The sequence below is a fragment of the Pseudomonas sp. 102515 genome (assembly GCF_031085165.1).
In the GTDB taxonomy this organism is placed as follows: domain Bacteria; phylum Pseudomonadota; class Gammaproteobacteria; order Pseudomonadales; family Pseudomonadaceae; genus Chryseomonas.
Genome location: NZ_JAVHTY010000004.1, coordinates 1 through 25,771, shown reverse-complemented (window position 1 = coordinate 25,771; position 25,771 = coordinate 1). Strand labels below are relative to the sequence as shown.

Here is a 25,771-nt window from a genome sequence, read left to right as displayed (position 1 = left end):
AATAGACCATGGCTGCCGAACACAGTGCGATCCGCCTGTTACTGCTCGAAGCATCGCAGAACGAGGCGGAACGCCTGGTCAGCCTGTTCCGCAATGCCGGACGGGCGACGCGGGCCCAGCGCCTGGCCGACCCCGCGGGTCTCGACGAATTGCTGTCCCAGTCCTGGGACCTCGCCATCCTCGCCCCACCGTCGCCTGAGCTCGACAGCCTGGCCGCCCTGCGCCAGTTGCGCCGCCGAGCGCCCCAGCTCGCCGTCATCCAGCGGGTGGCGCCGGACGATCCCGCGGCGGTACTCGATGCCCTGCGCCTCGGTGCCCGCGACGGCATCGCCAGCGACAACGACGAGCACCTGCTGCTGGCCAGCCTGCGCGAACTCGGCAACCTGGCCGAGCGCCACGAACGCCGACGCCTGGAGCAGGCCCTGGCCGAGGCCGAGCAGCGCTGCCAGCTGCTGCTGGCCAACGCCGTGGAGGCGGTGGCCTATGTCCACGACGGTCTGCATATCCACGTCAACTCGGCCTATGTGGCGCTGCTGGGCTATCCCTCCGCGGAAGACCTGGAAATCACGCCGTTGATGGACCTCATCGCCGCCGCCGACCAGCCGGCGCTGCGCGAGGCCTTTCGCCAGTTGCGCGACGATCCCAGCCCCCTCGAACTGGACTGCCGGTGCGTCCGCCAGGACGGCAGCACCCTCGCCATGCGCCTGCGCCTGACGCCGGCCATCTATCTCGACGAACCCTGCGTGCAGCTACACCTGCGCGAGGAACGCGCGGCCCCGGCTGCCGAGGCCCTCGAGGAACGGCTGCGCGAGGTGCGCTTCCAGGACACCCTGACCGGTCTGCTCAATCGCAGCCGCATGCTCGAACTGCTCGAGGATGCCCTGGAACGTGCCCGGCTCGGTGCGCCGGCCAGCTTCGCCTACCTGAGCATCGATCGCTATCCGACCCTGCTGGCCGAGCTGGGCATAGGTGCCATGGACGAGTTGCTGGTGGCCCTGGCCGAGCGCCTGCGCGAGCACTTCGGCACCCTGGTGACCCTGTCGCGTTTCGCCGACGACGCCTTTACCGCCCTCCTGCCGCAGGCGGCCGACGCCAGCCTGGACAGTGCCTTCGAGCGCCTGCTCGGTCGTCAGGAGCGGCAGCCACTGACCCTGGCCGGACGCACCCTGCCGATCAGCTATTCCATCGGCGTGGTCAGCCTGGACAACCATACCAAGAGCGCCGGCGACCTGGTGGACCGGGCGCACCGCTCCGCCCGCCAGGTCGCCCAGCGCGGCGGCAACGCCTGCAAACGCTACGATCCCCAGGAAGAACTGGCCGCTGCCGCCAATCGCGGCAACCTGGTGGCCATGGTCAAGCAGGCCCTGCAGCAGAACGGCTTCCGCCTGCTGTTCCAACCGGTGATCGGCCTGCGCGGCAGCAGTCACGAGTACTACGAGGTGCTGCTGCGCCTGATCAATCCCCAGGGCGAAGAGGTCTCACCGGCCGAATTCGCCCGCACCGCCCGCGACAGCGGCCTGAGCGGCCAGATCGATCGCTGGGTGATCCAGCAGGCGGTGCGTCAGCTGGGCGAACACCGCGCCCGCGGCCACGGCACCCGCATCTTCGTGCACCTCTCGGGCGCGACCCTCGGCGATCTGGAATTGCTGCCCTGGCTGCGGGAAACCCTGCAGGCGCAACAGCTGGACGCCGAGGCGGTGATCTTCCAGCTCAGCGAGGAAGACCTGCTGGCCCAGCCGGAGCAGGCCCTGGCCATGGCGCAACGCCTGCGTCGCCAGGGTCATCCGGTCACCCTGAGCGGTTTTGCCGCCGGCGATCCGCCCCTGGCGGCGCTGCGCCTGCTGGTACCGGATTACGTGAAGCTGTCGGGCAAGCTGATCAAGGACCTGGCGCAGCCCGACCACCAGGAGCGCCTCAAGGCCCTGGTCACCGAACTCAGCGCCCAGAACGTCCAGACCATCGCCCCCTTCGTCGAGAGCGCCAGCGTGCTGGCCCAGCTCTGGCAGGTCGGGGTGCACTTCATCCAGGGCTACTACCTGCAGGAGCCCAGTCAGGCGATGGACTACGAATTCCATCCCGAGTAGCGGCGACCCAGCCTGGGATAGGTTCATCGCGGCCAGGGCCGCGATGGGAGGCTCAGCCCTGGGTAAGACGATCTTCCACGCCGAGCAGATAGAGCACGCCATCCAGGCCCAGCACGCTCACCGACTGGCGAGCGGACTGGCGCACCAGCGGCTTGGCGCGAAAGGCCACGCCCAGCCCGGCCAGGGCCAGCATCGGCAGGTCGTTGGCGCCGTCGCCCACGGCGATGGTCTGCTCCAGCGTCAAGCCTTCACGGCTGGCCAGTTCCTGCAGCAGATCGGCCTTGCGCTGGGCATCGACGATGGGCTCGACGGCACGGCCGGTCAGCTTGCCGTCGACGATCTCCAGCTCGTTGGCATAGACGTGGTCGATGCCCAGCCGCGCCTGCACCTGGCGGGCGAAGTAGGTGAAGCCGCCGGAAAGGATGGCGGTCTTGTAGCCCAGCCGCTTCAACTCGGCGAACAGCCGCTCGGCCCCTTCGGTCAGGCGCAGCCCGGCACCGATGTCTTCCAGTACCTCTTCGGACAGGCCCTGCAGCAGCGCCATGCGCTCGGTGAAGCTGGCGCGGAAGTCGATCTCGCCGCGCATGGCCCGCTCGGTGATGGCCGCCACCCGCTCGCCGATACCGGCGGCCTTGGCCAGCTCGTCGATGACCTCGGCCTGGATCAGGGTGCTGTCCATGTCGAACACCGCCAGCCGGCGATGCTGCCGCGGGAGATCGTCGGGCTGCCAGCCGATATCGGCCTGGCCTTCCTGGGCCAGCGCCAGCAGCCCCGCGCGCAGCGCCTGGGGTTCGTGCGGCTCGCCGGTGACGCGTAGCTCCAGGGCGGCGCGCGTGGTCGCGCCCGGCTCGCTCAGGGCGCGGATGGCGTGGATGTTCAGGCCCTGCTCGCGGCACAGCGCGGCCAGGCGGGTCAGCGGCAGATCGGCCAGAGTGCGACCCATCAGCGTCAGGACATGGGATTCGCCGGTCTCCGGCGCGGGCTGCGCCAGGGGCGCCACCTGCAGACCCAGGGCCTGCAGCGCCTGCCCCAGCGCCGCGCCGGCACTCGCCGGGCTGACCTGCAGGGTCACCGCGGCACTGTTGTCCAGACCCTGCTGCTGCAGCGATTCCAGCCGGGCACCGGCCGCGGCCAGGGCGCCGGTGAGAGCAGCCAACCAGTCGGCGGGCAGGATGCCCACGGCCTGGAGTCCGATAACGTCTTGCATGGCGATCCCCTCGCGGAAAAGCGCGCAGTCTACCCTTTCGCCCCGGCGGTGCCGAGCCGTGGGCACCGGCTGGCGGCGGGAGTCCACCGCCGGCCTCTTTTGCGGGCGAAGCCCTGCATTCGCCGTTTTCGCACCCCTGGCGCGCTGGTTATACTGGCCGCACATTTTTTGTCCAAAGAAACGATTTCTGTGACCCGCCCCGCGACCGTCAAGCCCGATAATTTCTTCCTGCTGATCTACCGAGCCCTGCGCCAGCGTCGTGTGCCGGTGGCCTTGCGCATCGTTTCCCATAGCCTGCTGCTGGTGGCGTCCGCCCTGGTGATCTATGCCGGCATCATGAGCATGCAGTTCCGCCATGCCATGCAGCAGCAGGCCGACGCCGTCGGCCAGAGCCTGGTGACCCAGACGGCCAACTCCGCCGCCGAGCTGCTGGTGGCCAACGACAACCTCAGCCTCAACGTGCTGCTGAGCAACCTGGCGCGCAATCCGCTGGTGGCCCATGCCGCGGTCTACAGCCCGGACAACCGGGTGCTGGCCGAGTCCGGCACGCGCCCGAGCCAGGGCCTGCTGACCGCTACCGACGGCATCTACAGCACGCCGATCCGCTTCCAGGACGTCACCGCCGGCCAGGTACGCCTGGCACTGGACATGGACCAGTTCCAGCAGCCGATGATGATCAGCCTGCAGAACATGGGCCTGCTTGGCCTGATCCTGCTGGCACTGACGCTGATTCTCAGCCTGCGCCTCGGGCGCCAGCTGTCGATCCCGCTGCTGGAGCTGCGCGTCTGGCTGCGCGATCCCGATGACCCCGCACCGGGCGCCGGGCGCCTCGACGAACTGGGCGACCTGGCCCGCCAGCTGCAGAGCCGCCTGGTGCCACCCAAGCCGCCCAAGGCGGAAGTGGCCGAGGACGACGATCCCTTCGCCGACGAGCAGGGTGGCCTGAGCGTCAAGCCGCCGCCCGCGCGCAAGGTCGCCGCCAAGCCTGCCGCGCGCAAGGCGCCCGTGGCGGACGCCGACAGCGACCTGGACGCCGACGCCTTCGCCGAGCTGGTACCGGAGTCCTTCACCGAGCCGCCGCCCACGCCCGCTCCGGTGGTGCCTACCGAGCCCGATATCGTCACCTCCGCGGTGCTGTCCATCCAGCTCGGCGCCCAGGACCAGCTTAGCCGGCTGCCGCGCAGCCGCCTCGAACAGCTGCTGGAGCGCTATCGCGACTGCCTGCAGCAGGCGACCGAGCTCTACGACGGTGAACTCCACACCCTCAAGGACGGCGGCAGCCTGATCCTCTTCCACGAACGCAGCGACGACGACGACTACCTGACCCGCGCCCTCTGCTGTGGCGAGATCATGCGTGCCCTGGGTCACGCCCTGCAGGTGGAAGTGGTCGGCAGCGGTGCAACCCTGCAGCTGCAGCTGGGTCTGACACAGGGCGAACGCCTCGCCGGCCTGGAGCTCGCCCAATTGCTGGAAAACACCACCGTACGCAATGCCCAGGCGCTGAGTCGCCACAGTCGCAACCTGTTGCTGGTCGAGCAGAGCATCGCCGAGGACGAGCTGCTGCGCAAACGCGCCCGTATCCGCACCATCGCCAGCCCCGCCGGGGCCAGTTGCGTGGAACGTCTCCTGGAACCCTACTCCGCGACGCTGGAGCGTCACCTGGTCCGGCTCGAGGCGCGTTAAAGCGCCTGCCCGACCCCACCTATGAGCGCCCTCCTGCCCCGTCTCGCCCTCGCCGCGCTGTTGCTGGCGGCTTGCGCTGTCCAGGCGGCGCCCAACGCGAGCAGCGTGAGACTGCCCGATGGCGGGGTCTATACCGGCGAGATCGTCAGCGGCCTGCTCAATGGCAGCGGACGCATCGAATGGCCCAATGGCAACTGGCTCAAGGGCCGCTTCAAGGACGGGCTGGCCGAGGGTCCCGGCGAGCAGCAATTCGCCGACGGCACCTACTACCAGGGCACCTTTCGCCGCGGTCTCTACCATGGCCAGGGCAACCTGATCAGCAGCAGCGGCTGGGAATACCACGGCAGCTTCGTCAACGGCCGCATGCAGGGCCAGGGTTCCAAGCTCGACAGCGACGGCACCCAGACCATCGGCACCTTCAACGACGGCCATCTCAACGGCGTCGGCCAGTGGCAGGAACCGGGCGGCGATCGCTATGACGGCGAATTCGTCGACGACCAGTTCGAAGGGGCCGGCGTCTATCGCAGCGCCGGCGGCGATCTCTGGCGCGGGCGCTTCAGTGGCGGCGAGCTGACCGGCAACGGCGAATTCGTCGGCAGCGACAGCAGCCAGTACCGCGGTGCCTTCCGCAACTGGAAGTTCGACGGCCAGGGCGTGCTCACCAATAGCGACGGCAGTGTCTATCGCGGCAACTTCGCCGACGGCGTCTATGCCGGCATGGGCATCCTGACCCGCGCCGACGGCCAGGTGGAACGGGGGCTCTGGGAGGGCGGCAAGCGTATCCGCGACGACCAGGGCCAGTACATCGCCGATCCCCTGGAACGCGCGCTGCTCGATCAGGGCAAGGTGCTCGACCAGGAATTGCAGCAGATCCCGGCGTCCACCCCCGCCACCGAACTCTATGGCCTGGTCCTGGCCGGTGACGGTGGCCAGGGCGTGTTCCAGCGCGAAGCCAACTACGTGGCCAACTTCCTGACCACCACCTGGGGCGCTCGCGACGTCGTTCACCTGATCAACGCCAAGGACATCCGCAGTGACCATCCGCTGGCCACCCGCGAGAATCTCTACCAGAGCCTGCAGACCCTGGCGCAACGCACCGGGCCGGAGGACCTGATCCTCATCTACCTGACCAGCCACGGCTCGGCCGACCATCAGCTGGTGCTCTCCCAGCCGGGCCTGGATCTTTCCAGCCTGCCGGCGGCGGAGCTCGGCCGCCTGCTCGCGCCCCTGCGCGGCCGCGACAAGCTGATCATCGTCTCCAGCTGCTACAGTGGCGGCTTCATCCCGCAACTGCAGGACGACCACACCCTGGTGATGACCGCGTCCAAGGCCGATCGCACCTCCTTCGGCTGCACCGACGAAGCCGACTTCACCTATTTCGGCCGCGCCCTGTTCGCCGAGGCCTTCCAGCATACCGACGACCCCGAGCAGGCCTTCCAGCGCGCCCGCGACACCGTGTCGGTGCGGGAGAAGACCGAAGGCTTCGATCCGTCCGAGCCCCAGCTGTGGGCGCCGCCCGCCGTCCTGCAGAAATGGCGCGCCTGGCGCGCGAGTCGCTGAGTGCCGTCTTTGACCAAGGCTTTGACGAACAACCGGAACGTCCGAGGTCCAACCTGACATCAGCGGTCGCCGCTACAAGGAGAGCCCCGTGTACCTGACGCCTCAGCATGCCCTCATCGCCGGCGCCACTGGCCTGACCGGCGAACACCTGCTCGACCGCCTCCTCAACGAGCCGACGGTCCCGCGGGTGCTGGCACCGACGCGCCGTCCGCTGGCGGAACACGCCCGGCTGGACAATCCGGTGGGTGATCTCAACAGCCTGCTGCCGACCCTGGAAGGCCCGCTGGACGTGGCCTTCTGCTGCCTGGGCACCACCATGAAGCAGGCCGGCTCCGAAGCCGCCTTTCGCGCCGTGGATTACGGGCTGCCCCTGGCGGTCGGGCAGCGCGCCCTGGAACTGGGTGCCCGCCACTACATCGTGGTCAGCGCCATCGGCGCCGACTCCCAGTCCTCGATCTTCTACAACAAGGTCAAGGGCGAGCTGGAAGAAGCCCTGCGCGCCCAGGGCTGGACGCAACTGACCCTGGCGCGGCCGTCGCTGCTGATCGGCCAGCGCCAGGAAGAGCGCCTCGGCGAGCGCCTGGCCGCCCCCTTGTCGCAGTGGCTGCCCGGCAAGTGGCATGGCATCGAAGCCGCCGTCCTGGCCCGCGCGCTGTGGCGCCTGGCCCTGGAAGAAGGCAAGGGCGTGCGGGTAGTGGAGTCGGACGAGCTGCGCAAGCTGGGGCGTTGAAGGCTTGGTCGCTCGCAGGAGCAGCCTTCTGGCCGCAATCAACCATAGGTTGGGCTGAGACGGCTCCATCGTCGAAGCCCAACCTCGCCGGTGCCGAGGCAAACGCTGTTGGGCGTCGCTGCGCTCAACCCAACCTACGCCGGATTCCAGGATCGGCCGCATCGGCAGGCCACCCTGGTCGCGATCCGACAGTGGCTCCTACGTCGGTTGCGCCAACACCATCTGGTCGACTTCCTGCACCAGCCAGTCGTGCAGGGCGCGCAGGCGGGGATCGGCCAGGGCGCCCTGAGCATAGAGCAGCATGTACCTCTTGTGCGCCGGCACCGAACGCCCGAAGGGCGGCACCACCAGTACACCACGGGCCAGTTCGTCGGTGATCAGGGCGCGACGGGCGATGGCGACGCCCATGCCGGCGATGGCCGCTTCGATGGTCAGGTGGTTGCGATTGAAGGTGTGACCCCGCCGTACATCCAGCGCCGGCGCGCCGATGCTGGCGAGATAGAATTCCCACTCGGCGTATTCGTAGCTGCCGCGCCAGGCGGTGATGTCGTGCAGCAACGGATAGAACTCCAGGTCCTCCGGCCGCTCCAGTGGTGGTCGCCCCACCAGCAGGCTGGGCGCGCAGACCGGAAAGATCTCTTCCTCCATCAGCGGCGTCGAGGCCAGGCCCGGATAGCTGCCGTCGTTGAGGTCGATGGCCAGGTCGAATTCACCCTCGCGCAACGACCAGCTGCTGTCTTCGGCCACCAGCCGCAGTTGCAGGTCGGGAAAGCGCGCCTGCAGCCGCGGCAGTCGCGGCGTCAGCCACTTGCCCAGGAACGAAGGGATCGACCTGAGGCGCACCACGCCGCCGAACTGGCCGGCATTGAGACGGCGCAATTCGGCGTCGATCAGCCCATAGGCCTGATTCAAGGTGGTCGCCAGGCGCTGGCCTTCGGCGGTCAGCTCCAGGCCACGGGCCACCCGGTGAAACAGCTTGAAGCCCAGGCGCTCTTCCAGCTGGCGCATCTGCTGGCTGATGGCGCCAGGCGTCACATGCAGCTCTTCGGCGCAGCGCGTGAAGGACAGATGCCGAGCGGCGCAGGCGAAGACCTGCAGCCAGGCCTGGGTTTGGGCGTTGAGGATCCGGCTCATCGATGAGTTCCGCTAAAGGATCGCTTAGAAGCTTTCGTTTGTGCGAGCTGAGGGCTTATCACCACTATGAGCCATCCGCCGACAGCTTGTCTGGCGCCCATTCAAGCTCAATCAGGAATTATCGTCATGGCCATCAGCGTCTTCGACCTGTTCAAAATCGGCGTGGGTCCGTCCAGTTCCCATACCGTGGGCCCGATGCGGGCCGGCGCCCTGTTCGCCCAGCGCCTGGTCGACGAAGGCCTGCTGGAACAGGTCAAGCGGGTCGAGGTGCGCCTCTATGGCTCGCTGTCGGCCACCGGGGTCGGCCACGGCACCGACCGCGCCACCCTGATCGGTCTCATGGGTGAATGGCCGGATCGCGTCGATCCCGCCGCCGTGGAGCCGCGCATCGAAGCCCTGCGCAACGAACGCACGCTGCTGCTGGCCGGGCGCCAGGCGATCCACTTCGACTGGCAGGAAGACCTGCTGCTGCTGGAAGAGAGCCTGCCCTATCACCCCAATGCCATGACCCTGACCGCCTTTGGCGCCACCGGCGAGGTGGCCGAGGCGACCTACTATTCCATCGGCGGTGGCTTCGTGGTGGACGCCGCCCAGGCCGCCAGCGGCGTGCTGGACAACGACACCACCGAACTGCCCTATGACTTCTCCAGCGGCGCCGAGCTGCTGCACCTGTGCCGCAGCCATGGCCTGGGCGTGGCCGAGCTGATGCTGGCCAACGAAAAGAGCTGGCGCTCCGAGGAAGAGATCCGCAGCGGCCTGTTGCGCATCTGGAACGTGATGCGCGAATGCGTGCAGAACGGTCTCGCCAACGAGGGCATCCTGCCCGGCGGCCTCAAGGTGCGCCGCCGCGCCGCCCGCCTGCACCAGAGTCTGCAGGCCATCGGCAAGCCCAACGTCATCGGCTCCACCCTCTCCGCCATGGAGTGGGTCAACCTCTTCGCCCTGGCGGTGAACGAGGAGAACGCCGCCGGCGGGCGCATGGTCACCGCCCCCACCAACGGCGCGGCCGGGATCATCCCGGCGGTGCTGATGTACTACATGAAATTCAATCCCGACGCCTGTGACGACGATGTGGTGCGCTTCATGCTGGCCGCCGCCGCGGTCGGCATCCTGTGCAAGAAGAACGCCTCCATCTCCGGTGCCGAGGTGGGCTGCCAGGGCGAGGTCGGCTCGGCCTGCGCCATGGCCGCCGCCGGTCTGGCCGAGGTGCTGGGCGCCAGCCCGGCGCAGCTGGAAAACGCCGCCGAGATCGGCCTGGAGCACAACCTGGGCCTGACCTGCGATCCGGTCGGCGGGCTGGTGCAGGTCCCCTGCATCGAGCGCAACGCCATCGCCGCGGTCAAGGCGATCAATGCCGCCCAGATGGCCCTGAGGGGCGATGGCGAGCACTTCATCTCCCTCGACCAGGTGATCCGCACCATGAAGGAAACCGGCGCGGACATGCACAGCAAGTACAAGGAAACCTCGCGCGGCGGCCTGGCCGTGACCTTCGTGGAGTGCTGAGTCAGCCTTGACGTGGGTGGTGCGGATTACCGACAGTCGGGGTTTGCCTTGCACGGGAAGCCCCATGAGCCTCGACTCCGTCCGCCAGCACCTTGCCCGCATCGCCCCCGATCTCGAGATCCTCGAGGCCACCACCAGTACCGCGACCGTCACCCTGGCCGCGGCCGCCCATGGCGTGGAGCCGGGGCGGATCGCCAAGACCCTGGGACTCAAGGTCGGGGAGCAGCTGTTGCTGCTGGTCGCTCGCGGTGATGCACGACTGGACAACCGCAAGCTCAAGGCCGCCTTCGGTGGCAAGGCCAAGCTGCTCGATGCCGCCACCGTGGAAGGCCTCACCGGGCATCCGGTGGGCGGCGTCTGCCCGTTCGGGCTGGCCACCGCGCTGCCGGTCTATTGTGACGAATCGCTGAAAGCCTTCGACGAGGTGCTACCGGCCGCAGGTGCCATCCACAGCTGCGTGCGCCTCACTCCGGAGCGGCTGGCCGCCCTCAGCGAGGCGCGCTGGGTGGATGTCTGCGAACTGAGCGATCAGCGCAGCTGATCGTTCTTTTCCACGTCGCGACGATCCTTGTTCAACATGACGCAGGCGTAGTAGCCGCTGCCGAGCAGGATGAGTGCGAGCACACCGAAAAGAATCATGAAGATACCATCGTCCATGGCTGCCTCCGAGGGGTGCCAGAAAGGGATGGATAAAGCTTAGGCCCCTGGACGCCAGCGTTACAGCAGCAGGTAGACGCACGAAAAACCGGATCAGATGGCTGGTGCCTCGCTATAGTGACGGTCTCCCCTGACCTGGCCCTGCATGAAGCGCTACGAAAGATTCGCCGACCAGCTCGCCACCCTGATGACCCGCGGCGTCCTCGCCCCCGGGGAACGCCTGCCATCGGTGCGCAGCGCCAGCCAGACCCACGGCATCAGTCCCTCCACGGTGTTCCAGGCCTATTACCTACTGGAGAGTCGTGGCCTGATCGAGGCCCGCGAGCGGTCCGGCTATTTCGTCCGCGAACCGGCGCAGGCGCGGGATGCAGCGCCAGTACTGGCGCCCCTGGAGGGCACCGAAGTCGCGGTGAGCGACCTGGTCTATTCGGTGCTGCAGTCGCTGCAGGACCTGGACATCGTGCCCTTCGGCTCGGCCTTTCCCAGTCCCGATCTCTTTCCCCTGGCGCGCCTGGCCCGCAGCATGGCCCACGGCCTGCGCGACCTGCCCGCCCAGGACCTCACCGCCTACGTCACCCCGGGCCATCCCGAACTGCGGCGGCAGATCGCCCGGCGCTACGGCCTGGCCGGCATGCCGGAAGTTGGCGAAGAACTGGTGATCACCCACGGCGCCCTGGAAGCCCTCAACCTGGGCCTGCAGAGCCTGACCCGTCCCGGCGATCTGGTGGCGGTGGAAAGCCCGGCCTTCTACGCCAGCCTGCAGGTGCTGGAGCGACTGCAGCTCAAGGCGGTGGAGATTCCCGTCGATGCCGAGCGCGGGCTGAACCTGGATGCCCTGGAAGAGGTCCTGAACCGCCTGCCGATCAAGGCCTGCTGGTTCATGAGCGGCCTGCAGAATCCCACCGGGGTCAGTCTCGACGACCGCGGCCAGCAGCGCCTCTATGCCCTGCTGCAACGCCATCAGGTCCCGCTGCTGGAAGACGACGTCTATGCCGAACTCTACAGCGGCAGCGAACCGCACCGCCCGGTCAAGCGCTTCGACCGCGACGGCCTGGTGCTGCACTGCGGCTCCTTTTCCAAGTGCCTGGCGCCCGGCTATCGCATCGGCTGGATCGCCGCCGGACGCCAGGCCGGCGCTGTCGCGCGGTTGCGGCTGATGACCACCATCACCCCCTCGATGCCGGCCCAGGCCGCCCTGGCCGACTATCTGCAGCACGGTGGCTACGATCGCCATCTGCGCCGCCTGCGCCTGAGTCTCGACCGCCAGCGGCAGGCCATGCTGGCGGCGGCGCGGCGCTACTTCCCCGCCGACACCCACGTCAGCCGGCCCCAGGGCGGTTACTTTCTCTGGTTCGAATTGCCCAGGCGGGTGGACAGCCTGGCGCTCTATCGCCAGGCCCTGGCCGAGGGCATCAGCCTGGCGCCGGGGCCGATCTTTTCCGCGCAGCAGGGCTTTCGCCACTGCATCAGACTCAATTGCGGCCATCCCTGGGACGCCCGCAGCGAGGCGGCCATGGCCAGGCTCGGCGAGTTGCTGAAGGCGTTCTAGGGTTTGTTTGAAAGGTAGCCGAGCGAAGGTCAGGCAAGGCAAAAATCAGCGAGGAGGCGGACCGGGCTCGCGCTCGAGTTTACAAAGGGTAAATAGGCATTCCGCCTGGGCTGGCATTCCAGCTGATTTTTAACGCAGCATCACCGAGCGCAGGCACTTTTCAGATAAAGCCTAGAGGCCGCCGCGCACGCTGCCCCGCCCACCGATGGCGGCGGGCAGGGACAGCGGCAGCAACAGGGTGTCGAGCAGGGCGCTGGCGGGCAGGTCCAGCACCGCCCAGGCCGGTGCCTCGGCGCCGAAGCGCTCCTGGGCGCAGCAGCCACCCTGCAGGGCGTAGAGATCCAGCCGGGTACCGGCATAGACCACCGGCGCGCCGGGCTTGGCGGCGTCCAGGGTGCGCGCCGTGGCGCAGCCGCCGAGGACCAGCACGGCCGTCAGCAGCAGACCGAGGCGCACCGCCCTAGTCATCATTGCCGGACAGGTGATGTTCGCCCCAGCGCGGCAGCATGTCCTGGGGAATGCCCAGGGTGTTGAGGATGCGCGCCACCACGAAGTCCACCAGGTCATCGAGGGTCTGCGGCTGGTGGTAGAAGCCGGGCGAGGCCGGCAGGATGGTCACGCCCAGGTTGGACAGCTTGAGCATGTTTTCCAGGTGGATGCTGGAAAACGGCGACTCGCGCGGTACCAGCACCAGTTGCCGCCGCTCCTTGAGCGCCACGTCGGCGGCGCGTTCGATGAGGTTGTTGCTGGCGCCGGTGGCGATGGCCGACAGGGTACCGGTGGAACAGGGGCAGACCACCATGGCCGCCGGGGCGCTGGAGCCGGACGCCGGTGGGGCCATCCAGTCGCTCTGGCCGAACACCCGCACCTGGCCCGGCGCCGCGCCGGTGTATTCGGTGAGAAAGGCCTGCATGGCCTGGGGCTTGGGTGGTAGCACCACGTCCGTCTCGGTGGCCATCACCAGTTGCGCGGCCTTGGAGATGAGGAAGTGCACCTCGCGCTCCTCCTGCACCAGGCAGTCCAGCAGGCGCAGGCCGTACTGGGAGCCGGAGGCGCCGGTCAGCGCCAGGGTGATGCGTTCCGGGCCGGCCATCATGCCTGCTCCAGGGCGGCGGCCAGCTTGCCGTGCAGGCCGCCGAAACCGCCGTTGCTCATGATCACCACGTGGGTGGGGCCGTCCAGCTCGGCCTGGACCCGCTCGATGATGGCCTCCAGGGAATCGCAGACCACCGCCGGTACGGCGCAGGCCTCGGCCGTCCCGGCCAGGTCCCAGCCCAGATTCGGCGGGGCGTACCAGACGACGCTGTCAGCGCCGGTGACGCTGTCCGGCAGCCCGTCACGGTGGGCGCCCAGCTTCATGGAATTGGAGCGCGGCTCGATGACGGCGATGATCCGCTGGCTACCGACCCGGGCGCGCAGCCCCTGCAGGGTGGTGGCGATGGCGGTGGGATGGTGGGCGAAGTCGTCGTAGACGGTCACGCCGCACACCTCGGCGACCTTCTCCATGCGCCGCTTCACGCTGCGGAATTCGCTCAGGGCGGCCACGCCCAGGCCGGGCACCACGCCGACGTGACGGGCCGCGGCCAGGGTGGCCAGGGCATTGGCCACGTTGTGCTGGCCGGTCAGCCCCCAGTTCACCGTGCCCTGCACCTCGCCGTCGAACAGCACCTCGAAGCGCGAGCCGTCCTCGGCCAGCAGGCGCGCCTGCCACTGGCCACCGTCGCCGGTGGTCTGCACCGGGGTCCAGCAGCCCATCTCCAACACCCGCGCCAGGGCCGTCTCGGCGGTGGGATGGATGATCAGGCCGCTGCCGGGGATAGTCCGCACCAGATGATGGAATTGCCGTTCGATGGCCGCCAGATCCGGGAAGATGTCCGCGTGATCGTATTCCAGGTTGTTGAGGATGGTGGTTCGCGGTCGGTAGTGGACGAACTTGGATCTCTTGTCGAAGAAGGCGCTGTCGTATTCGTCGGCTTCCACCACGAAGAAGGGCGTGCCGCCCAGCCGCGCCGAGATGCCGAAATTCTGCGGCACCCCGCCGATGAGAAAGCCCGGGCTCATGCCGGCATGCTCCAGCACCCAGGCCAGCATGCTGGTGGTGGTGGTCTTGCCGTGGGTCCCGGCGACCGCCAGCACCCAGCGACCCTGCAGGACGTGCTCGGCCAGCCACTGGGGACCGGAGACATAGGGCAGGCCCTGGTCCAGCACGTATTCCACCGCCGGATTGCCCCGCGACAGGGCATTGCCGATCACCACCAGGTCCGGCGCCGGATCGAGCTGGGCCGGATCGTAGCCCTGGGTCAGCTCGATGCCCTGGGCCTCCAGCTGGGTGCTCATGGGCGGATAGACGTTGGCGTCGGAGCCGGTCACGCGATGGCCGGCTTCCTTGGCCAGCACCGCGAGCGACCCCATGAAGGTGCCGCAGATACCGAGGATGTGGATGTGCATGACAGGCGGGCTCCGCTGCAGATTGAACGGCGGCAAGGTTAGCACGGGGGGCCGCGCCGCCGGAGCGATGGCCGTCGCGGATACCCAGCGCTGCACCTGCCCCGGCCGAGAGGATTTCGACTAGAGTGCGCAAGGCATCCCTGGCTTTCCGGATGCCCTCATAGCCGTGCCGTCCGTCCTGATAACAAGCACAAGAGGTCGACCATGCTGAAACACCTGCTGATCACCGCTGCAACCCTCTCCTTCGCCAGCCTGGCCCTGGCCGCCACGCCGGCCAAGGTCGCCGACACCGCCCTGGGCAAGGTGCTCGTCGACGGCAAGGGCATGACGCTCTACACCTTCGCCAAGGACAGCGCGGGCAAGTCCGCCTGTAATGGTCCCTGCGCCCAGAACTGGCCACCGCTGACAGCCGAAGCGGGCGCCAAGGCCGCCGATGGCTACAGCCTGGTCACGCGTGACGACGGCAGCCAGCAATGGGCCTACCAGGGCAAGCCGCTCTACACCTGGGTCAAGGACAGCAAGCCGGGCGATACCAGCGGTGATGGCGTCAATCAGGTCTGGCACGTGGCCAAGCCCTGATGCCCGGGCGCTGCCTGGCAAGCAAGGGCAGCGCCTTATCTATCCAATGGTTTAATATTTCATAATCATTCATTTTTAATGATAAGCGATCAGGCTTAGCCTGAAGGCCTTCCCCTTCAGGAGCCCTGCCATGCCGCTTTTCGCCGTTGTCCCAGAGCAGGCACTCAGACCCTTCAGCCAGCTCGACCGCCCACTGGAGGTCATCCGCCAGTTCACGCCCAACTGGTTCGCCGTGACCATGGGCACCGGCGTGCTGGCCCTCGCCCTGGCAGTCTTTCCCTGGCGGTTTCCTGGATTGCACGCCCTCGCCGAGGGCCTCTGGCTGCTCGATGTACTGCTGTTCTGCCTGTTCACCGGGCTCTATGCCGCGCGCTGGTTGCTGTTCTTCGACGAGGCCCGCGGGATCTTCGCCCACGCCACCGTCTCGATGTTCATCGGCACCATCCCCATGGGCCTGGCCACGCTGATCAACGGCCTGCTGTTGTTTGGCCTGCCGCGCTGGGGCGCGGCGGTGCTGCCCCTGGCGCTCGGCCTCTGGTGGCTGGATGTGGCCATGGCGCTGGCCTGCGGAGTGCTGATCCCCTATCTGATGTTTACCCGCCAGGCGCATCGCATCGACCAGATGACCGCGGTCTGGCTGTTGCCGGTAGTGGCCGCGGAAGTGGCGGCGGCCAGTGGCGGCCTGCTGGTGCCGCACCTGGCGGCCGGCGACCAATTCACGATAATCGTCGCCAGCTACGTGCTCTGGGCCTATTCGGTGCCGGTCGCCCTCAGCCTGCTGGTGATCCTGCTGTTGCGCCTGGCGCTGCACAAACTGCCGCCGGCCAGCATGGCGGCATCGAGCTGGCTGGCGCTGGGCCCGATCGCCACCGGCGCCCTGGGGCTACTGGTGCTGGGCAGCGCTGCGCCCGCGGTGTTCGCCGCCCATGGCCTGGTCGGCATTGGCGAGATCGCCCGGGGGCTGGGTCTGCTGGGCGCGCTGCTGCTCTGGGGCCTGGGACTCTGGTGGCTGGCGCTGGCGGTGCTGGTGACCCAGCGCCACGCCCGCGAGGGCATGCCCTTCAACCTGGGCTGGTGGGGCTTCACCTTTCCCCTGGGCGTCTATGCCCTGACCACCCTGCGCCTGAGCGAAGCCCTGGCGGCGCCTTTCTTCACCGGCCTGGGCGCCGTGCTGGTGATGATGCTGGCCTTGCTGTGGATCCTGGTCGCCCGCCGCACCCTGGCAGGCGCCTACCGGGGCAGTCTGTTCGTCTCGCCCTGCATCGCCCACCTTTGCCGGAAGGCGAGCTAGAGACTGCTCAAAGGCTCGCGAGCTAGAGACAAACAACGCCTAGGCGGCCCCGCGAAAATAGCTGAAGAAGCGGACCGGGTTCGCGCTCGAGTTTACAACTGGTAAATGAGCATTGCGTCGGGGCCGCCCAGGCGGGGCTGGCCTTCCAGGCCATTTTCAACGCTGCTTGGCCAACGCGCAGCAGACTTTGAACAGGCTCTTAGTCCTGCGGGCGCTGCAGGCCGTGCTGATGCAGCCAACGATAGAGGGTGTTGCGGCTCACCCCCAGGCGCTTGGCGGCGCGGGTCATCTGCCAGTGGCAGTCGTCCAGCACCGCACGCAGCTCCTCCCGGGCGCTGTCCACCGGTGCCGCGCTGGACGCCACGAGTAGCCTAGCGCCACGGCAGTCGGCGGGTAGTTCGTCCAGGCCGATATGGCCGTCTTCGCTCAGCGCCACCAGGGTGCGCAGCACGGTACGCAGCTGACGGACGTTGCCCGGCCAGGGTTGGGCCAGCAGGCAGGCGCGCGCCGCCGGATCGAGACGGATCGACTCGCCGCGGGCCTCCTCGGTCAGCAACTGATCGAGCAGTTCGCCGCGATCACTGCGCTCGCGCAGCGCCGGCAGCGTCACCACCAGGCCGCGCAGGCGATAGTAGAGGTCTTCGCGAAAGCTGCCGGCGGCCACCAGGGCCTCCAGGTCACGGTGACTGGCGCTGACCAGGCGCAGATCCAGGGCACGGGGCGCGCCGCCGCCGAGGGGGACTACCTGGCGCTCTTCCAGTACCCGCAGCAGCCGCGTCTGCAGCGCCAGCGGCATGTCGCCGATCTCGTCGAGAAAGAGAATGCCGCCATCGGCCTGCTGCAACTTGCCGGCCATGCCTTCCTTGCGTGCCCCGGTGAAACTGCCGCCGCGATAGCCGAACAGCTCGCTCTCGATCAGGGTTTCCGGGATCGCCGCGCAATTGAGGGCGACGAAGGCCTGGCCGGCGCGACTGCTGGCGCGGTGCAGGGCGCTGGCGAAGGCTTCCTTGCCGGTGCCGGTCTCGCCGTGCAGCAGCACCGGCACGTCATGTTCCAGCACCTTGAGCGCCCGGGTGAAATCCCGTGCCAGGGCCGGATCGGCCAGGCAGATGCCGCTGGGCAGGGGCGCCTTGGGCACCGCCACCGGGGTGACCGGCCGCACCTGGGGACCGCGCACCAGGCCATGGAAGCCCTGCCCCTGGCGGCCACGCAGCGCCCAGCAGGCGCTGGGTTGCGGGCGGGCGCGCTCCAGCAGGTCGTCCTGCCGCAGCTCGAACAGGCTTTCCATCCGCAGTCCCAGCACCGCACTGCGCGCCAGCCCCAGCAGCATCAGGGCGGTCTCGTTGGCGGCCTGGACGCGTCCCTCGTCGTCGAAGGCCAGCAGGCCCTCGCTGAGCAGGCCGACATAGGCCGCCTGGGCATGGAAGCGCAAGAGATAGCCGTCGGCGTAACGGTCGAGGAAATAGCAGCTCTCGATCAGCTTGGCCGAGAGATTGACCAGCGCCATGGTGTGGAACTGGCCCTGGCGCGAGGCTTCCTGACGCGCGGTGGAGACGTCCAGCACCGCCAGCAGCTCGCCGGCCGGATCGAAGACCGGACTGGCCGAGCAGGTCAGCTGGGTATGACGACTGCGGAAGTGTTCGTCGCGGTGGATGGTCAGCGCCTGGCGCTCCACCACGCAGGTGCCGATGCCGTTGGTGCCCTCGCAGGCCTCGCTCCAGTCGGCGCCCAGCCACAGCCCGGCCTGCTGGAAGGTCTCACGCTCGGCTTCGGCGGTCACGCAATCGAGGATCAACCCGCGGGCATCGGTGAGCAGCACGGCATGGCCGGCGCCACCCAGTTGCTGGTGCAGGGCGTTCATCTGGCCACGGGCGATCTGCATGACCCGCTGCTGGCGCTGGCGGTGCTCGTCGAAGCGGGCGCGCTCCAGCACCCAGGGCGCTACCGGAGCGGCCGGGTCCAGCTGGTGCTCGTCGAGACAGCGCCGCCAGGAGCGGGCGATGGCCGGATCGCTGGCCGGGCCGTCGAGGACGGCGCCGCGGGCGAGTTCGAGCACCTGGCTGGCATGACGATCGGACGGGGTGGCGGCCATTGTCGTTGTCCTCCGCGGGGGCGTCTGCGCGGCCTCCAGCATAGGCCAAATCGGTCGGACTGCGCACTCTGTCACCCCCAGGTGACAGGCTGTCACGCCAAGGGGTGACACCTCTGTCACAGTGACAGGTGACGGCACTCCCTGGAAAAGACCGCAAGGCGGCAACCATGCGGGTTCGCCCGACTTGGCCCGCGCCTTGCTCAGGATCGGAGCGCCGCTTCATACAAGAACAAACAGGAGACCCACCATGCGCTACGCAGCTCCCGGCACCCAAGACGCCCTGCTGACCCTGCAGGCCCGCTACGGCAACTACATCGGCGGCGAATTCGTCGCGCCGGTGAAAGGCCAGTACTTCACCAACACCTCCCCGGTGAATGGCTCGGTGATCGGTGAATTCCCCCGCTCCGACGCCGCCGACATCGAACGCGCCCTGGACGCCGCCCACGCCGCCGCCGATGCCTGGGGTCGCACCTCGGTGCAGGACCGCTCGCTGATCCTGCTCAAGATCGCCGACCGCATCGAACAGAATCTGGAAAAACTGGCCGTCGCCGAGACCTGGGACAACGGCAAGGCGGTGCGCGAGACGCTCAACGCCGACGTGCCCCTGGCCGCCGACCACTTCCGCTACTTCGCCGGCTGCATCCGCGCCCAGGAAGGCAGCGCCGCCGAGATCAACGACAACACCGCCAGCTATCACTTCCACGAGCCACTGGGCGTGGTCGGCCAGATCATCCCCTGGAATTTCCCGCTGCTGATGGCCGCCTGGAAGCTGGCGCCGGCCCTGGCCGCCGGCAACTGCGTGGTGCTCAAGCCCGCCGAGCAGACCCCGCTGTCCATCACCCTGTTCGCCGAGATCGTCGGCGACCTCCTGCCGCCCGGCGTGCTCAACGTGGTGCAGGGCTATGGCAAGGAAGCCGGCGAGGCGCTGGCCGCCAGCACCCGCATCGCCAAGATCGCCTTCACCGGCTCCACCCCGGTGGGTTCGCACATCCTCTCCTGCGCGGCCAAGAACATCATTCCCAGCACCGTGGAGCTGGGTGGCAAGTCGCCCAACATCTACTTCGAAGACATCATGCAGGCCGAGCCGAGCTTCATCGAGAAGGCTGCGGAAGGTCTGGTGCTGGGCTTCTTCAACCAGGGCGAGGTCTGCACCTGCCCATCCCGCGCCCTGGTGCAGGAATCCATCTATGCGCCCTTCATGGAAGCGGTGCTGAAGAAGATCGCCCAGATCAAGCGTGGCGATCCGCTGGACACCGAGACCATGGTCGGTGCCCAGGCCTCCCAGCAGCAGTTCGAGAAGATCGTTTCCTACCTGGAGATCGCCCGCGAGGAAGGCGCCGAATTCCTCACCGGCGGCAATGTGGAGAAACTGCAGGGCGACCTGGCCAGCGGCTATTACATCCAGCCGACCCTGCTCAAGGGCCACAACAAGATGCGCGTCTTCCAGGAAGAGATCTTCGGCCCGGTGATCGGCGTCACCACCTTCAAGGACGAGGCCGAGGCCCTGGCCATCGCCAACGACACCGAGTTCGGCCTCGGCGCCGGCGTCTGGACCCGCGACATCAATCGCGCCTACCGTATGGGCCGCGGCATCAAGGCCGGTCGCGTCTGGACCAACTGCTACCATCTCTACCCCGCCCACGCTGCCTTCGGCGGCTACAAGAAATCCGGCGTCGGCCGTGAAACCCACAAGATGATGCTCGACCACTACCAGCAGACCAAGAATCTGCTGGTCAGCTACGACATCAATCCGCTGGGCTTCTTCTAGGAGCGACCGGCTGACCCCGGGGTGCGGCCGCCACTGGCGGTGTCCCGGGGTCAAGGCCGCTCCGCGAAGACGACGCCTGGATCGCGCGCCTCAGCAGGACGTCGAGGCGCGCTTCCCGCCTGACCTGGATCAACACCCCCTCCCCGTGGGTGGCCGACGCTAGACGCAGCGGCCGCCCGCGGTGGACAGGTGCGTCCCGGCGCAGGCCCCGTCTGGCTTCATCCACGCATCATGCCTCCATGAGGGACTCGTCATGCCCAAAACAATGAAAGCCGCTGTCGTCACCGCCTTTGGCAAACCCCTGGAATTCCGCGAAGTCGAGGTGCCTACCCCGGGTGCCGGCCAGGTGCTGGTCAAGATCGCCGCCAGTGGCGTCTGCCACACCGATCTACACGCCGCCCAGGGCGACTGGCCGGTCAAGCCCAATCCACCCTTCATCCCCGGTCACGAAGGCGTCGGCCATGTGGTGGCGGTGGGCGCCGGGGTCACCCATGTCCGGGAAGGCGACCGGGTCGGGGTGCCCTGGCTGTATTCCACCTGCGGCCATTGCGAGCATTGCCTGGGCGGCTGGGAGACCCTCTGCGAATCCCAGCAGAACACCGGCTACTCGGTGAACGGCGGCTTCGCCGAATACACCCTGGCCGATGCCGGCTACGTCGGCCGGCTGCCGGACAACGTCGGCTTCGTCGAGATCGCGCCCATCCTCTGCGCCGGGGTCACCGTCTACAAGGGCCTGAAGATGACCGACACCCGGCCGGGCAACTGGGTGGTGATCTCCGGCATCGGCGGCCTTGGCCACATGGCGGTGCAATACGCCCGGGCCATGGGCCTGAACGTGGCGGCGGTGGACGTCGATGACCGGAAACTCGACCTCGCCCGCCGGCTGGGCGCCGAGGTCACGGTCAACGCCCGTGCACAGGATCCGGCGGCCTATTTGAAGAAGGCGATCGGCGGCGCCCACGGCGCCCTGGTCACCGCGGTCTCGCCCAAGGCCTTCGAACAGGCCATCGGCATGACCCGCCGCGGCGGCACCATCGCCCTCAACGGCCTGCCGCCGGGTGACTTCCCGCTGTCGATCTTCGACATGGTGCTCAACGGCACCACCGTGCGTGGCTCCATCGTCGGCACCCGCCTGGACCTGCAGGAGGCGCTGGACTTCGCTGGCGAGGGCAAGGTCAAGGCCACGGTCAGCGCCGAACCGCTGGAGAACATCAACGACATCTTCGCCCGCATGCATGAAGGCGGCATCGAAGGTCGGGTGGTGATCGACATGGCGCTGGGCTGAGAACCAGCACCCCACTCCCGTGGCCGTCACGCCACGGGAGTGAACCTTTGCCCTACCCTGACCTCTGAGCGGCTGGCGTTTTTTCCCGGCGCCGATCTCGACCAGGCCACAAAACCCGGTCCCGGCTGCCCTTATAATCGCCGCCGGACCCTCGCAACCACGGTAGGCACGCCCCATGGAATTCAACCCGATCGATCTGATCCTGCACCTCGACGTCTATCTCAGCGGGTTGGTGGCCCAGTACGGCACCTGGATCTACGTCATTCTCTTCGCCGTGATCTTCTGCGAGACGGGTCTGGTGGTCATGCCCTTCCTGCCCGGCGACTCCCTGCTGTTCATCGCCGGCGCCCTCTCCGCCCTCGGCGACATGGACCCCTATCTGCTCGCCGGCCTGCTGATGTTCGCCGCGGTGGCGGGCGACAGTACCAACTACCTGATCGGCCGCTTCGCCGGCGACAAGCTGTTCAGCAATCCCCATTCCAAGGTGTTCCGCCGCGACTACCTGCTGCGCACCCAGGCCTTCTACGAACACCACGGCGGCAAGACCATCACCCTGGCGCGCTTCCTGCCCATCATCCGTACCTTCGCCCCCTTCGTCGCCGGCGTCGGCCGCATGCACTACCCCTACTTCCTCGCCTACAGCGTGCTCGGTTCGCTGCTCTGGGTCGGCGGCCTGGTGAGCCTCGGCTACTTCTTCGGCAACGTGCCCTTCATCAAGCAGAACCTGACCCTCATGGTGCTGGCCATCATCGGCATCTCCCTGCTGCCGATGATCCTCGGCCTGATCAAGAGCCGGCGCGCCGCGGTCCAGGGCGGAGTCTGAGTCCTTGGGTTTCTGGCGCGCGTGGCGCGAACGGCGCCTGCTGGAGCGGGTCGCCATCGCCGACGAGCTCTGGGCGCGCCTGCGTCAGCGCCTGCCGATCCTCGACGGCCTGAGTGTTGCGGAGGACAGCTGGCTGCGCGCGCACTGCGTGCTGTTTCTCGCCGAGAAGCGCCTCACCCTGCTCCAGGGCCTGGAACTGGACGACGGCGACCGCCTGCTGCTGGCCGCCCAGGCCCTGCTGCCGCTGCTGCACCTGCCGGAAGCGGCGCTCTATCCCAACGTCCGCGAGATCGTCGTCTATCCCGACGCCTTCGTCAGTCCCCAGCGCCATCGCGACGAAGGCGGTCTGGAGCACGAATGGGACGAGGAACGCGACGGCGAAGCCTGGGATCGCGGCCAGGTGGTGCTGGCCTGGCCCGGTATCCAGGCCAGCGGCGGCTGGGAGGCCTACAACCTGGTCATCCACGAGTTCGCCCACCTCCTCGACCTGCTCGCCGGCGGCCTGTGCAACGGCCAGCCGCCGCTGCACCAAGGCATGACCCAGGCAGCCTGGACCAGCGCCTTGCAAGCCGCCTACGACGACCTCAATCGCCAGCTCGACGTCGACCCGGACGCCGACACCTCGCTCGACCCCTATGCGGCGGAAAGCCCCGAGGAATTCTTCGCCGTGGCCTGCGAGTACTTCTTCAGCGCGCCCGACCTGCTCAGCGAACACTATCCGGCGGTCTACGGACAGCTGCAGCAGCTGTTCCGCCAGGATCCGCGCCAGCGTCTCGCCGTCAGCCTGGCGAGCGTGCAACAGCCGACACCCCCGGGGTCCGAGGCTCGAACCCCGATCTGAAAGCGCCTATACTCCCGGCCACTTTTCCCAACCGACCAGAGGGACCCGTTCATGAGCTACAGCAAGATTCCCGCCGGCAAAGACCTGCCGAACGACATCTACGTCGCCATCGAGATTCCGGCCAATCACGCGCCGATCAAGTACGAGATCGACAAGGACAGCGACGCCCTCTTCGTCGACCGTTTCATGGCCACCCCCATGTTCTACCCGGCCAACTACGGCTACATCCCCAATACCCTGGCCGACGATGGCGATCCCCTGGACGTGCTGGTCGTGACCCCCTACCCGGTCGCTCCCGGCGCCGTGATCCGCGCCCGTCCGGTCGGCGTGCTGCACATGACCGACGAAGCCGGTGGTGACGCCAAGCTGATCGCCGTCCCCCACGACAAGCTGAGCGTCCTGTACAAGGACGTGAAGGAATACACCGACCTGCCGGCCCTGCTGCTGGAGCAGATCAAGCACTTCTTCGAGAACTACAAGGATCTGGAGAAGGGCAAGTGGGTCAAGGTCGAAGGCTGGGGCGACGCCGACGCCGCCCGCGCCGAGATCACCAAGGCCGTGGCCGCCTACAAGGGCTGATCCGCGCTGCTGGCGCAAAGCCCGGCTCGCCGGGCTTTTCTGTTTCCGGACATCACACCGGCCACGCCGGGCTTCCTATCCGGCGGCAAAGCGACTACCCTGCACCCCTCGTCGCCATCCGCGACCCTGCGCCGATCCGCCATCTGCCGATCGCCGCCGGAGGCCCCAGGCCTCTTTCTCATCTGCCCGGCAAGGGCAACCCGGGCGGGCCGGGCTCACCAAAAATCAGCTCAACCCGCCCTCGAAAGCCGGCCACAAGCCGGCTTTTTTGCGCCTGCCGTTCGAGCGGCGCATAACCAGGCGCAACGGAGCGACGACCGGTACGGATGCAGGCCGCTCAGGCAGAGCCTTTTGCCCATGTCGGCACCCTGAGTCAGGCCGCCAGGCGAACTCACGAGAAACTCGGGCCCGTTCCGAAGGGTCGACCGAGAACGAGTCCGCCCAGAGCCATCATCATGTGCCGTCGTCTGCGTGTGCCCTTTTTTATCCTCATCGGCCTGATCGTCCTGCTACTGTGTCTGCACCTGGCCGCCCCTCTGGTGATCCGCCATTACCTCAACGAGAAGCTAGCGGACATGGGCGACTATCGCGGACAGATCACCAACGTGGATCTGGCGTGGTGGCGCGGCGCCTATCGCATCGAAGGGCTGGAGATCGTCAAGGTCAACGGCAAGGTGCCGGTGCCTTTTCTCAAGGCGCCGGGCATCGACATCGCGGTGAGCTGGCGCTCGCTGTGGCAGGACCATGCCATCGTCGGTCGCCTGGTTTTCGAGCGCCCCGAACTCAACTTCGTCGACGGTGGTGCGCGCAAGGAGCAATCCCAGACCGGTGAAGGCACCGACTGGCAGGACCAGGTGGACAAGCTGATCTCCATCACGCTCGACGAGGTGCGAGTGGTGAACGGGCGGGTAACCTTCCGCAACTTCAACTCCAAGCCTCAGGTGAATCTGGCGGCCACCGACGTCAACGCCAGTCTCTACAACCTGACCAATGCCGCCGACGCCCAGGGCGAACGCATCGCCCACTTCGAAGGCAAGGCCGCCATCCTCGGCAGCGCGCCGCTGGAAGCCAGCGCTCGCTTCGATCCCTTCAAGGATTTCACCGACTTCGATTTCCGCTTGCGGGTGACCGACATCGACCTGCCCAAGCTCAACGACTTCGCCCGCGCCTACGGCAAGTTCGATTTCCGCGCTGGCAGCGGCGACGTGGTGGTGGAAGCCAAGGCGGTGGACGGTCGGCTCAGTGGCTATGTCAAACCCCTGATGAAGAACGTCGACATCTTCGACTGGCAACAGGACGTCGAGAACCGCAACAAGAACGCCCTGGAGAGTGCCTGGGAAGCCGTGGTCGGCACCGCCCAGACGCTGCTCAAGAACCAGCCCCGCGATCAGTTCGCCACCCGGGTGGATCTCTCCGGCAGCGTGAAGAGTCAGGACATCAGCCCGCTGCAGGCCTTCTTCAATATCCTGCGCAACGCCTTCGTGCAGGCCTTCAGCGCCCGCTATGACGCGGATTGAGGCCACTCTCACCCCCGCCCTCTCCCAAAGAGAGGGCGGGTGACTGGGTTTCGTAGCGTAGAAAACCGCGCAGCGTTTTCCACTGACAGGCTCCGCTGCCAACGGCGGATAAGGCAGCGCCGCTATCCACCCTATCGGTAGATTGGCGCCGAGCACAGCGAAGCCCAACACCCTCTTCACCCGATAAACAACCGATACGCCGGATTCTCCGTCTCGTCCCAATAGCGATAACCGATGGCATCCAGCGTCGCCAGCAGCTCCGGCCGTTCCGCCTGGCTGGCCTCCAGCCCCGCGAACACCCGGCCATCCGCCGCGCCGTGGTTGCGGTAGTGGAACATGCTGATGTTCCAGCGCCCGCCCAGCTTTTCGAGGAAGTCGAACAGCGCCCCGGGTCGCTCGGGGAATTCGAAGCGGAACACCTGCTCCTGGCCGACCCGCGCG

General features: G+C 67.6%; 22 protein-coding genes and 1 pseudogene. 15 read left to right on the top strand and 8 right to left on the bottom strand.

What is annotated here, in order from left to right:
* Positions 1 to 8: 8 nt before the first annotated feature.
* Entirely contained in the window at positions 9 to 2,084 is a 2,076-nt protein-coding gene (locus tag RCF34_RS15730; RefSeq protein ID WP_308709008.1) for an EAL domain-containing protein, read from the top strand.
* 52 nt (positions 2,085 to 2,136) lie between these two features.
* Here RCF34_RS15730 and serB read toward each other — a convergent pair whose 3' ends face one another.
* Positions 2,137 to 3,291 carry a phosphoserine phosphatase SerB gene (gene serB, locus RCF34_RS15725; RefSeq protein ID WP_308709007.1) on the bottom strand — a complete coding sequence of 385 codons (1,155 nt, stop codon included), beginning with the start codon at positions 3,289 to 3,291 and terminating at the stop codon, positions 2,137 to 2,139.
* Positions 3,292 to 3,480: 189 nt separating this feature from the next.
* Here serB and RCF34_RS15720 point away from each other — a divergent pair, with 189 nt between their 5' ends.
* From RCF34_RS15720 to RCF34_RS15710, 3 genes are all read left to right on the top strand, one after another.
* Entirely contained in the window at positions 3,481 to 4,974 is a 1,494-nt protein-coding gene (locus RCF34_RS15720) for an AhpA/YtjB family protein (protein WP_308709006.1), read from the top strand.
* 21 nt (positions 4,975 to 4,995) lie between these two features.
* The gene (locus tag RCF34_RS15715; protein ID WP_308709005.1) at positions 4,996 to 6,534 is read left to right on the top strand and encodes a C13 family peptidase; all 1,539 of its coding nucleotides are present in this window, start codon (positions 4,996 to 4,998) and stop codon (positions 6,532 to 6,534) included.
* Positions 6,535 to 6,622: 88 nt separating this feature from the next.
* Positions 6,623 to 7,264, top strand: coding sequence for an oxidoreductase (locus tag RCF34_RS15710; RefSeq protein ID WP_007161182.1), 642 nt, complete (start codon positions 6,623 to 6,625; stop codon positions 7,262 to 7,264).
* Between the two features lie 198 nt (positions 7,265 to 7,462).
* Here RCF34_RS15710 and RCF34_RS15705 read toward each other — a convergent pair whose 3' ends face one another.
* Positions 7,463 to 8,398, bottom strand: a complete 936-nt coding sequence (locus RCF34_RS15705; RefSeq protein ID WP_308709004.1) for a LysR substrate-binding domain-containing protein — start codon at positions 8,396 to 8,398, stop codon at positions 7,463 to 7,465.
* Between the two features lie 126 nt (positions 8,399 to 8,524).
* Here RCF34_RS15705 and RCF34_RS15700 point away from each other — a divergent pair, with 126 nt between their 5' ends.
* Both RCF34_RS15700 and RCF34_RS15695 read left to right on the top strand, forming a co-directional pair.
* Positions 8,525 to 9,901 carry an L-serine ammonia-lyase gene (locus RCF34_RS15700; RefSeq protein WP_308709003.1) on the top strand — a complete coding sequence of 459 codons (1,377 nt, stop codon included), beginning with the start codon at positions 8,525 to 8,527 and terminating at the stop codon, positions 9,899 to 9,901.
* A gap of 64 nt (positions 9,902 to 9,965) precedes the next feature.
* A complete protein-coding gene (locus tag RCF34_RS15695; RefSeq protein ID WP_308709002.1) occupies positions 9,966 to 10,442 on the top strand; it encodes a YbaK/EbsC family protein in 477 nt (158 codons plus the stop codon).
* On the opposite strand, the gene RCF34_RS15690 is transcribed toward RCF34_RS15695, so the two are convergent.
* A complete protein-coding gene (locus RCF34_RS15690; protein WP_308709001.1) occupies positions 10,430 to 10,558 on the bottom strand; it encodes a hypothetical protein in 129 nt (42 codons plus the stop codon). The two genes, RCF34_RS15695 and RCF34_RS15690, sit on opposite strands and share 13 nt — an antisense overlap.
* A 145-nt stretch (positions 10,559 to 10,703) precedes the next feature.
* Between RCF34_RS15690 and RCF34_RS15685 the strand changes: the two genes are divergently transcribed.
* On the top strand, positions 10,704 to 12,107 hold the full coding sequence (locus tag RCF34_RS15685) for a PLP-dependent aminotransferase family protein (RefSeq protein WP_308709000.1): 1,404 nt from the start codon (positions 10,704 to 10,706) through the stop codon (positions 12,105 to 12,107).
* Positions 12,108 to 12,278: 171 nt separating this feature from the next.
* Here RCF34_RS15685 and RCF34_RS15680 read toward each other — a convergent pair whose 3' ends face one another.
* The 3 genes from RCF34_RS15680 to mpl are packed head-to-tail and all read right to left on the bottom strand — an operon-like array spanning position 12,279 to position 14,555.
* Positions 12,279 to 12,575: a YceK/YidQ family lipoprotein gene (locus RCF34_RS15680; RefSeq protein ID WP_308709493.1), complete on the bottom strand. Its 297-nt coding sequence runs from the start codon at positions 12,573 to 12,575 to the stop codon at positions 12,279 to 12,281.
* Entirely contained in the window at positions 12,568 to 13,200 is a 633-nt protein-coding gene (gene ubiX, locus RCF34_RS15675) for a flavin prenyltransferase UbiX (protein ID WP_026084064.1), read from the bottom strand. The genes RCF34_RS15680 and ubiX overlap by 8 nt, the downstream gene beginning before the upstream one ends.
* Complete coding sequence (gene mpl, locus RCF34_RS15670; protein WP_308708999.1) at positions 13,200 to 14,555, bottom strand: UDP-N-acetylmuramate:L-alanyl-gamma-D-glutamyl-meso-diaminopimelate ligase; 1,356 nt, start codon at positions 14,553 to 14,555, stop codon at positions 13,200 to 13,202. The genes ubiX and mpl overlap by 1 nt, the downstream gene beginning before the upstream one ends.
* 204 nt (positions 14,556 to 14,759) lie before the next feature.
* Between mpl and RCF34_RS15665 the strand changes: the two genes are divergently transcribed.
* A complete protein-coding gene (locus tag RCF34_RS15665; protein WP_308708998.1) occupies positions 14,760 to 15,134 on the top strand; it encodes a hypothetical protein in 375 nt (124 codons plus the stop codon).
* A 130-nt stretch (positions 15,135 to 15,264) separates the two neighbouring features.
* On the top strand, positions 15,265 to 16,425 hold the full coding sequence (locus tag RCF34_RS15660; RefSeq protein ID WP_308708997.1) for a TDT family transporter: 1,161 nt from the start codon (positions 15,265 to 15,267) through the stop codon (positions 16,423 to 16,425).
* Positions 16,426 to 16,624: 199 nt separating this feature from the next.
* On the opposite strand, the gene RCF34_RS15655 is transcribed toward RCF34_RS15660, so the two are convergent.
* Positions 16,625 to 18,517 (bottom strand): sigma-54-dependent Fis family transcriptional regulator, encoded by a 1,893-nt coding sequence (locus tag RCF34_RS15655; RefSeq protein ID WP_308708996.1) that lies wholly within the window; start codon positions 18,515 to 18,517, stop codon positions 16,625 to 16,627.
* Between the two features lie 247 nt (positions 18,518 to 18,764).
* Between RCF34_RS15655 and RCF34_RS15650 the strand changes: the two genes are divergently transcribed.
* From RCF34_RS15650 to RCF34_RS15625, 6 genes are all read left to right on the top strand, one after another.
* The gene (locus RCF34_RS15650; protein WP_308708995.1) at positions 18,765 to 20,285 is read left to right on the top strand and encodes an aldehyde dehydrogenase family protein; all 1,521 of its coding nucleotides are present in this window, start codon (positions 18,765 to 18,767) and stop codon (positions 20,283 to 20,285) included.
* 253 nt (positions 20,286 to 20,538) lie between these two features.
* The gene (gene adhP / locus RCF34_RS15645; protein ID WP_308708994.1) at positions 20,539 to 21,570 is read left to right on the top strand and encodes an alcohol dehydrogenase AdhP; all 1,032 of its coding nucleotides are present in this window, start codon (positions 20,539 to 20,541) and stop codon (positions 21,568 to 21,570) included.
* Positions 21,571 to 21,745: 175 nt separating this feature from the next.
* Positions 21,746 to 22,393 carry a DedA family protein gene (locus RCF34_RS15640; RefSeq protein WP_308708993.1) on the top strand — a complete coding sequence of 216 codons (648 nt, stop codon included), beginning with the start codon at positions 21,746 to 21,748 and terminating at the stop codon, positions 22,391 to 22,393.
* A gap of 4 nt (positions 22,394 to 22,397) precedes the next feature.
* The gene (locus tag RCF34_RS15635; protein ID WP_308708992.1) at positions 22,398 to 23,234 is read left to right on the top strand and encodes a zinc-dependent peptidase; all 837 of its coding nucleotides are present in this window, start codon (positions 22,398 to 22,400) and stop codon (positions 23,232 to 23,234) included.
* Between the two features lie 51 nt (positions 23,235 to 23,285).
* The gene (gene ppa, locus RCF34_RS15630) at positions 23,286 to 23,813 is read left to right on the top strand and encodes an inorganic diphosphatase (protein WP_007161198.1); all 528 of its coding nucleotides are present in this window, start codon (positions 23,286 to 23,288) and stop codon (positions 23,811 to 23,813) included.
* Positions 23,814 to 24,268: 455 nt separating this feature from the next.
* A complete protein-coding gene (locus RCF34_RS15625) occupies positions 24,269 to 25,330 on the top strand; it encodes a DUF748 domain-containing protein (RefSeq protein WP_308708991.1) in 1,062 nt (353 codons plus the stop codon).
* Positions 25,331 to 25,506: 176 nt separating this feature from the next.
* On the opposite strand, the pseudogene RCF34_RS15620 reads toward RCF34_RS15625, so the two are convergent.
* A pseudogene (locus RCF34_RS15620) lies at positions 25,507 to 25,771 on the bottom strand (threonine ammonia-lyase, biosynthetic); the annotation flags it as partial.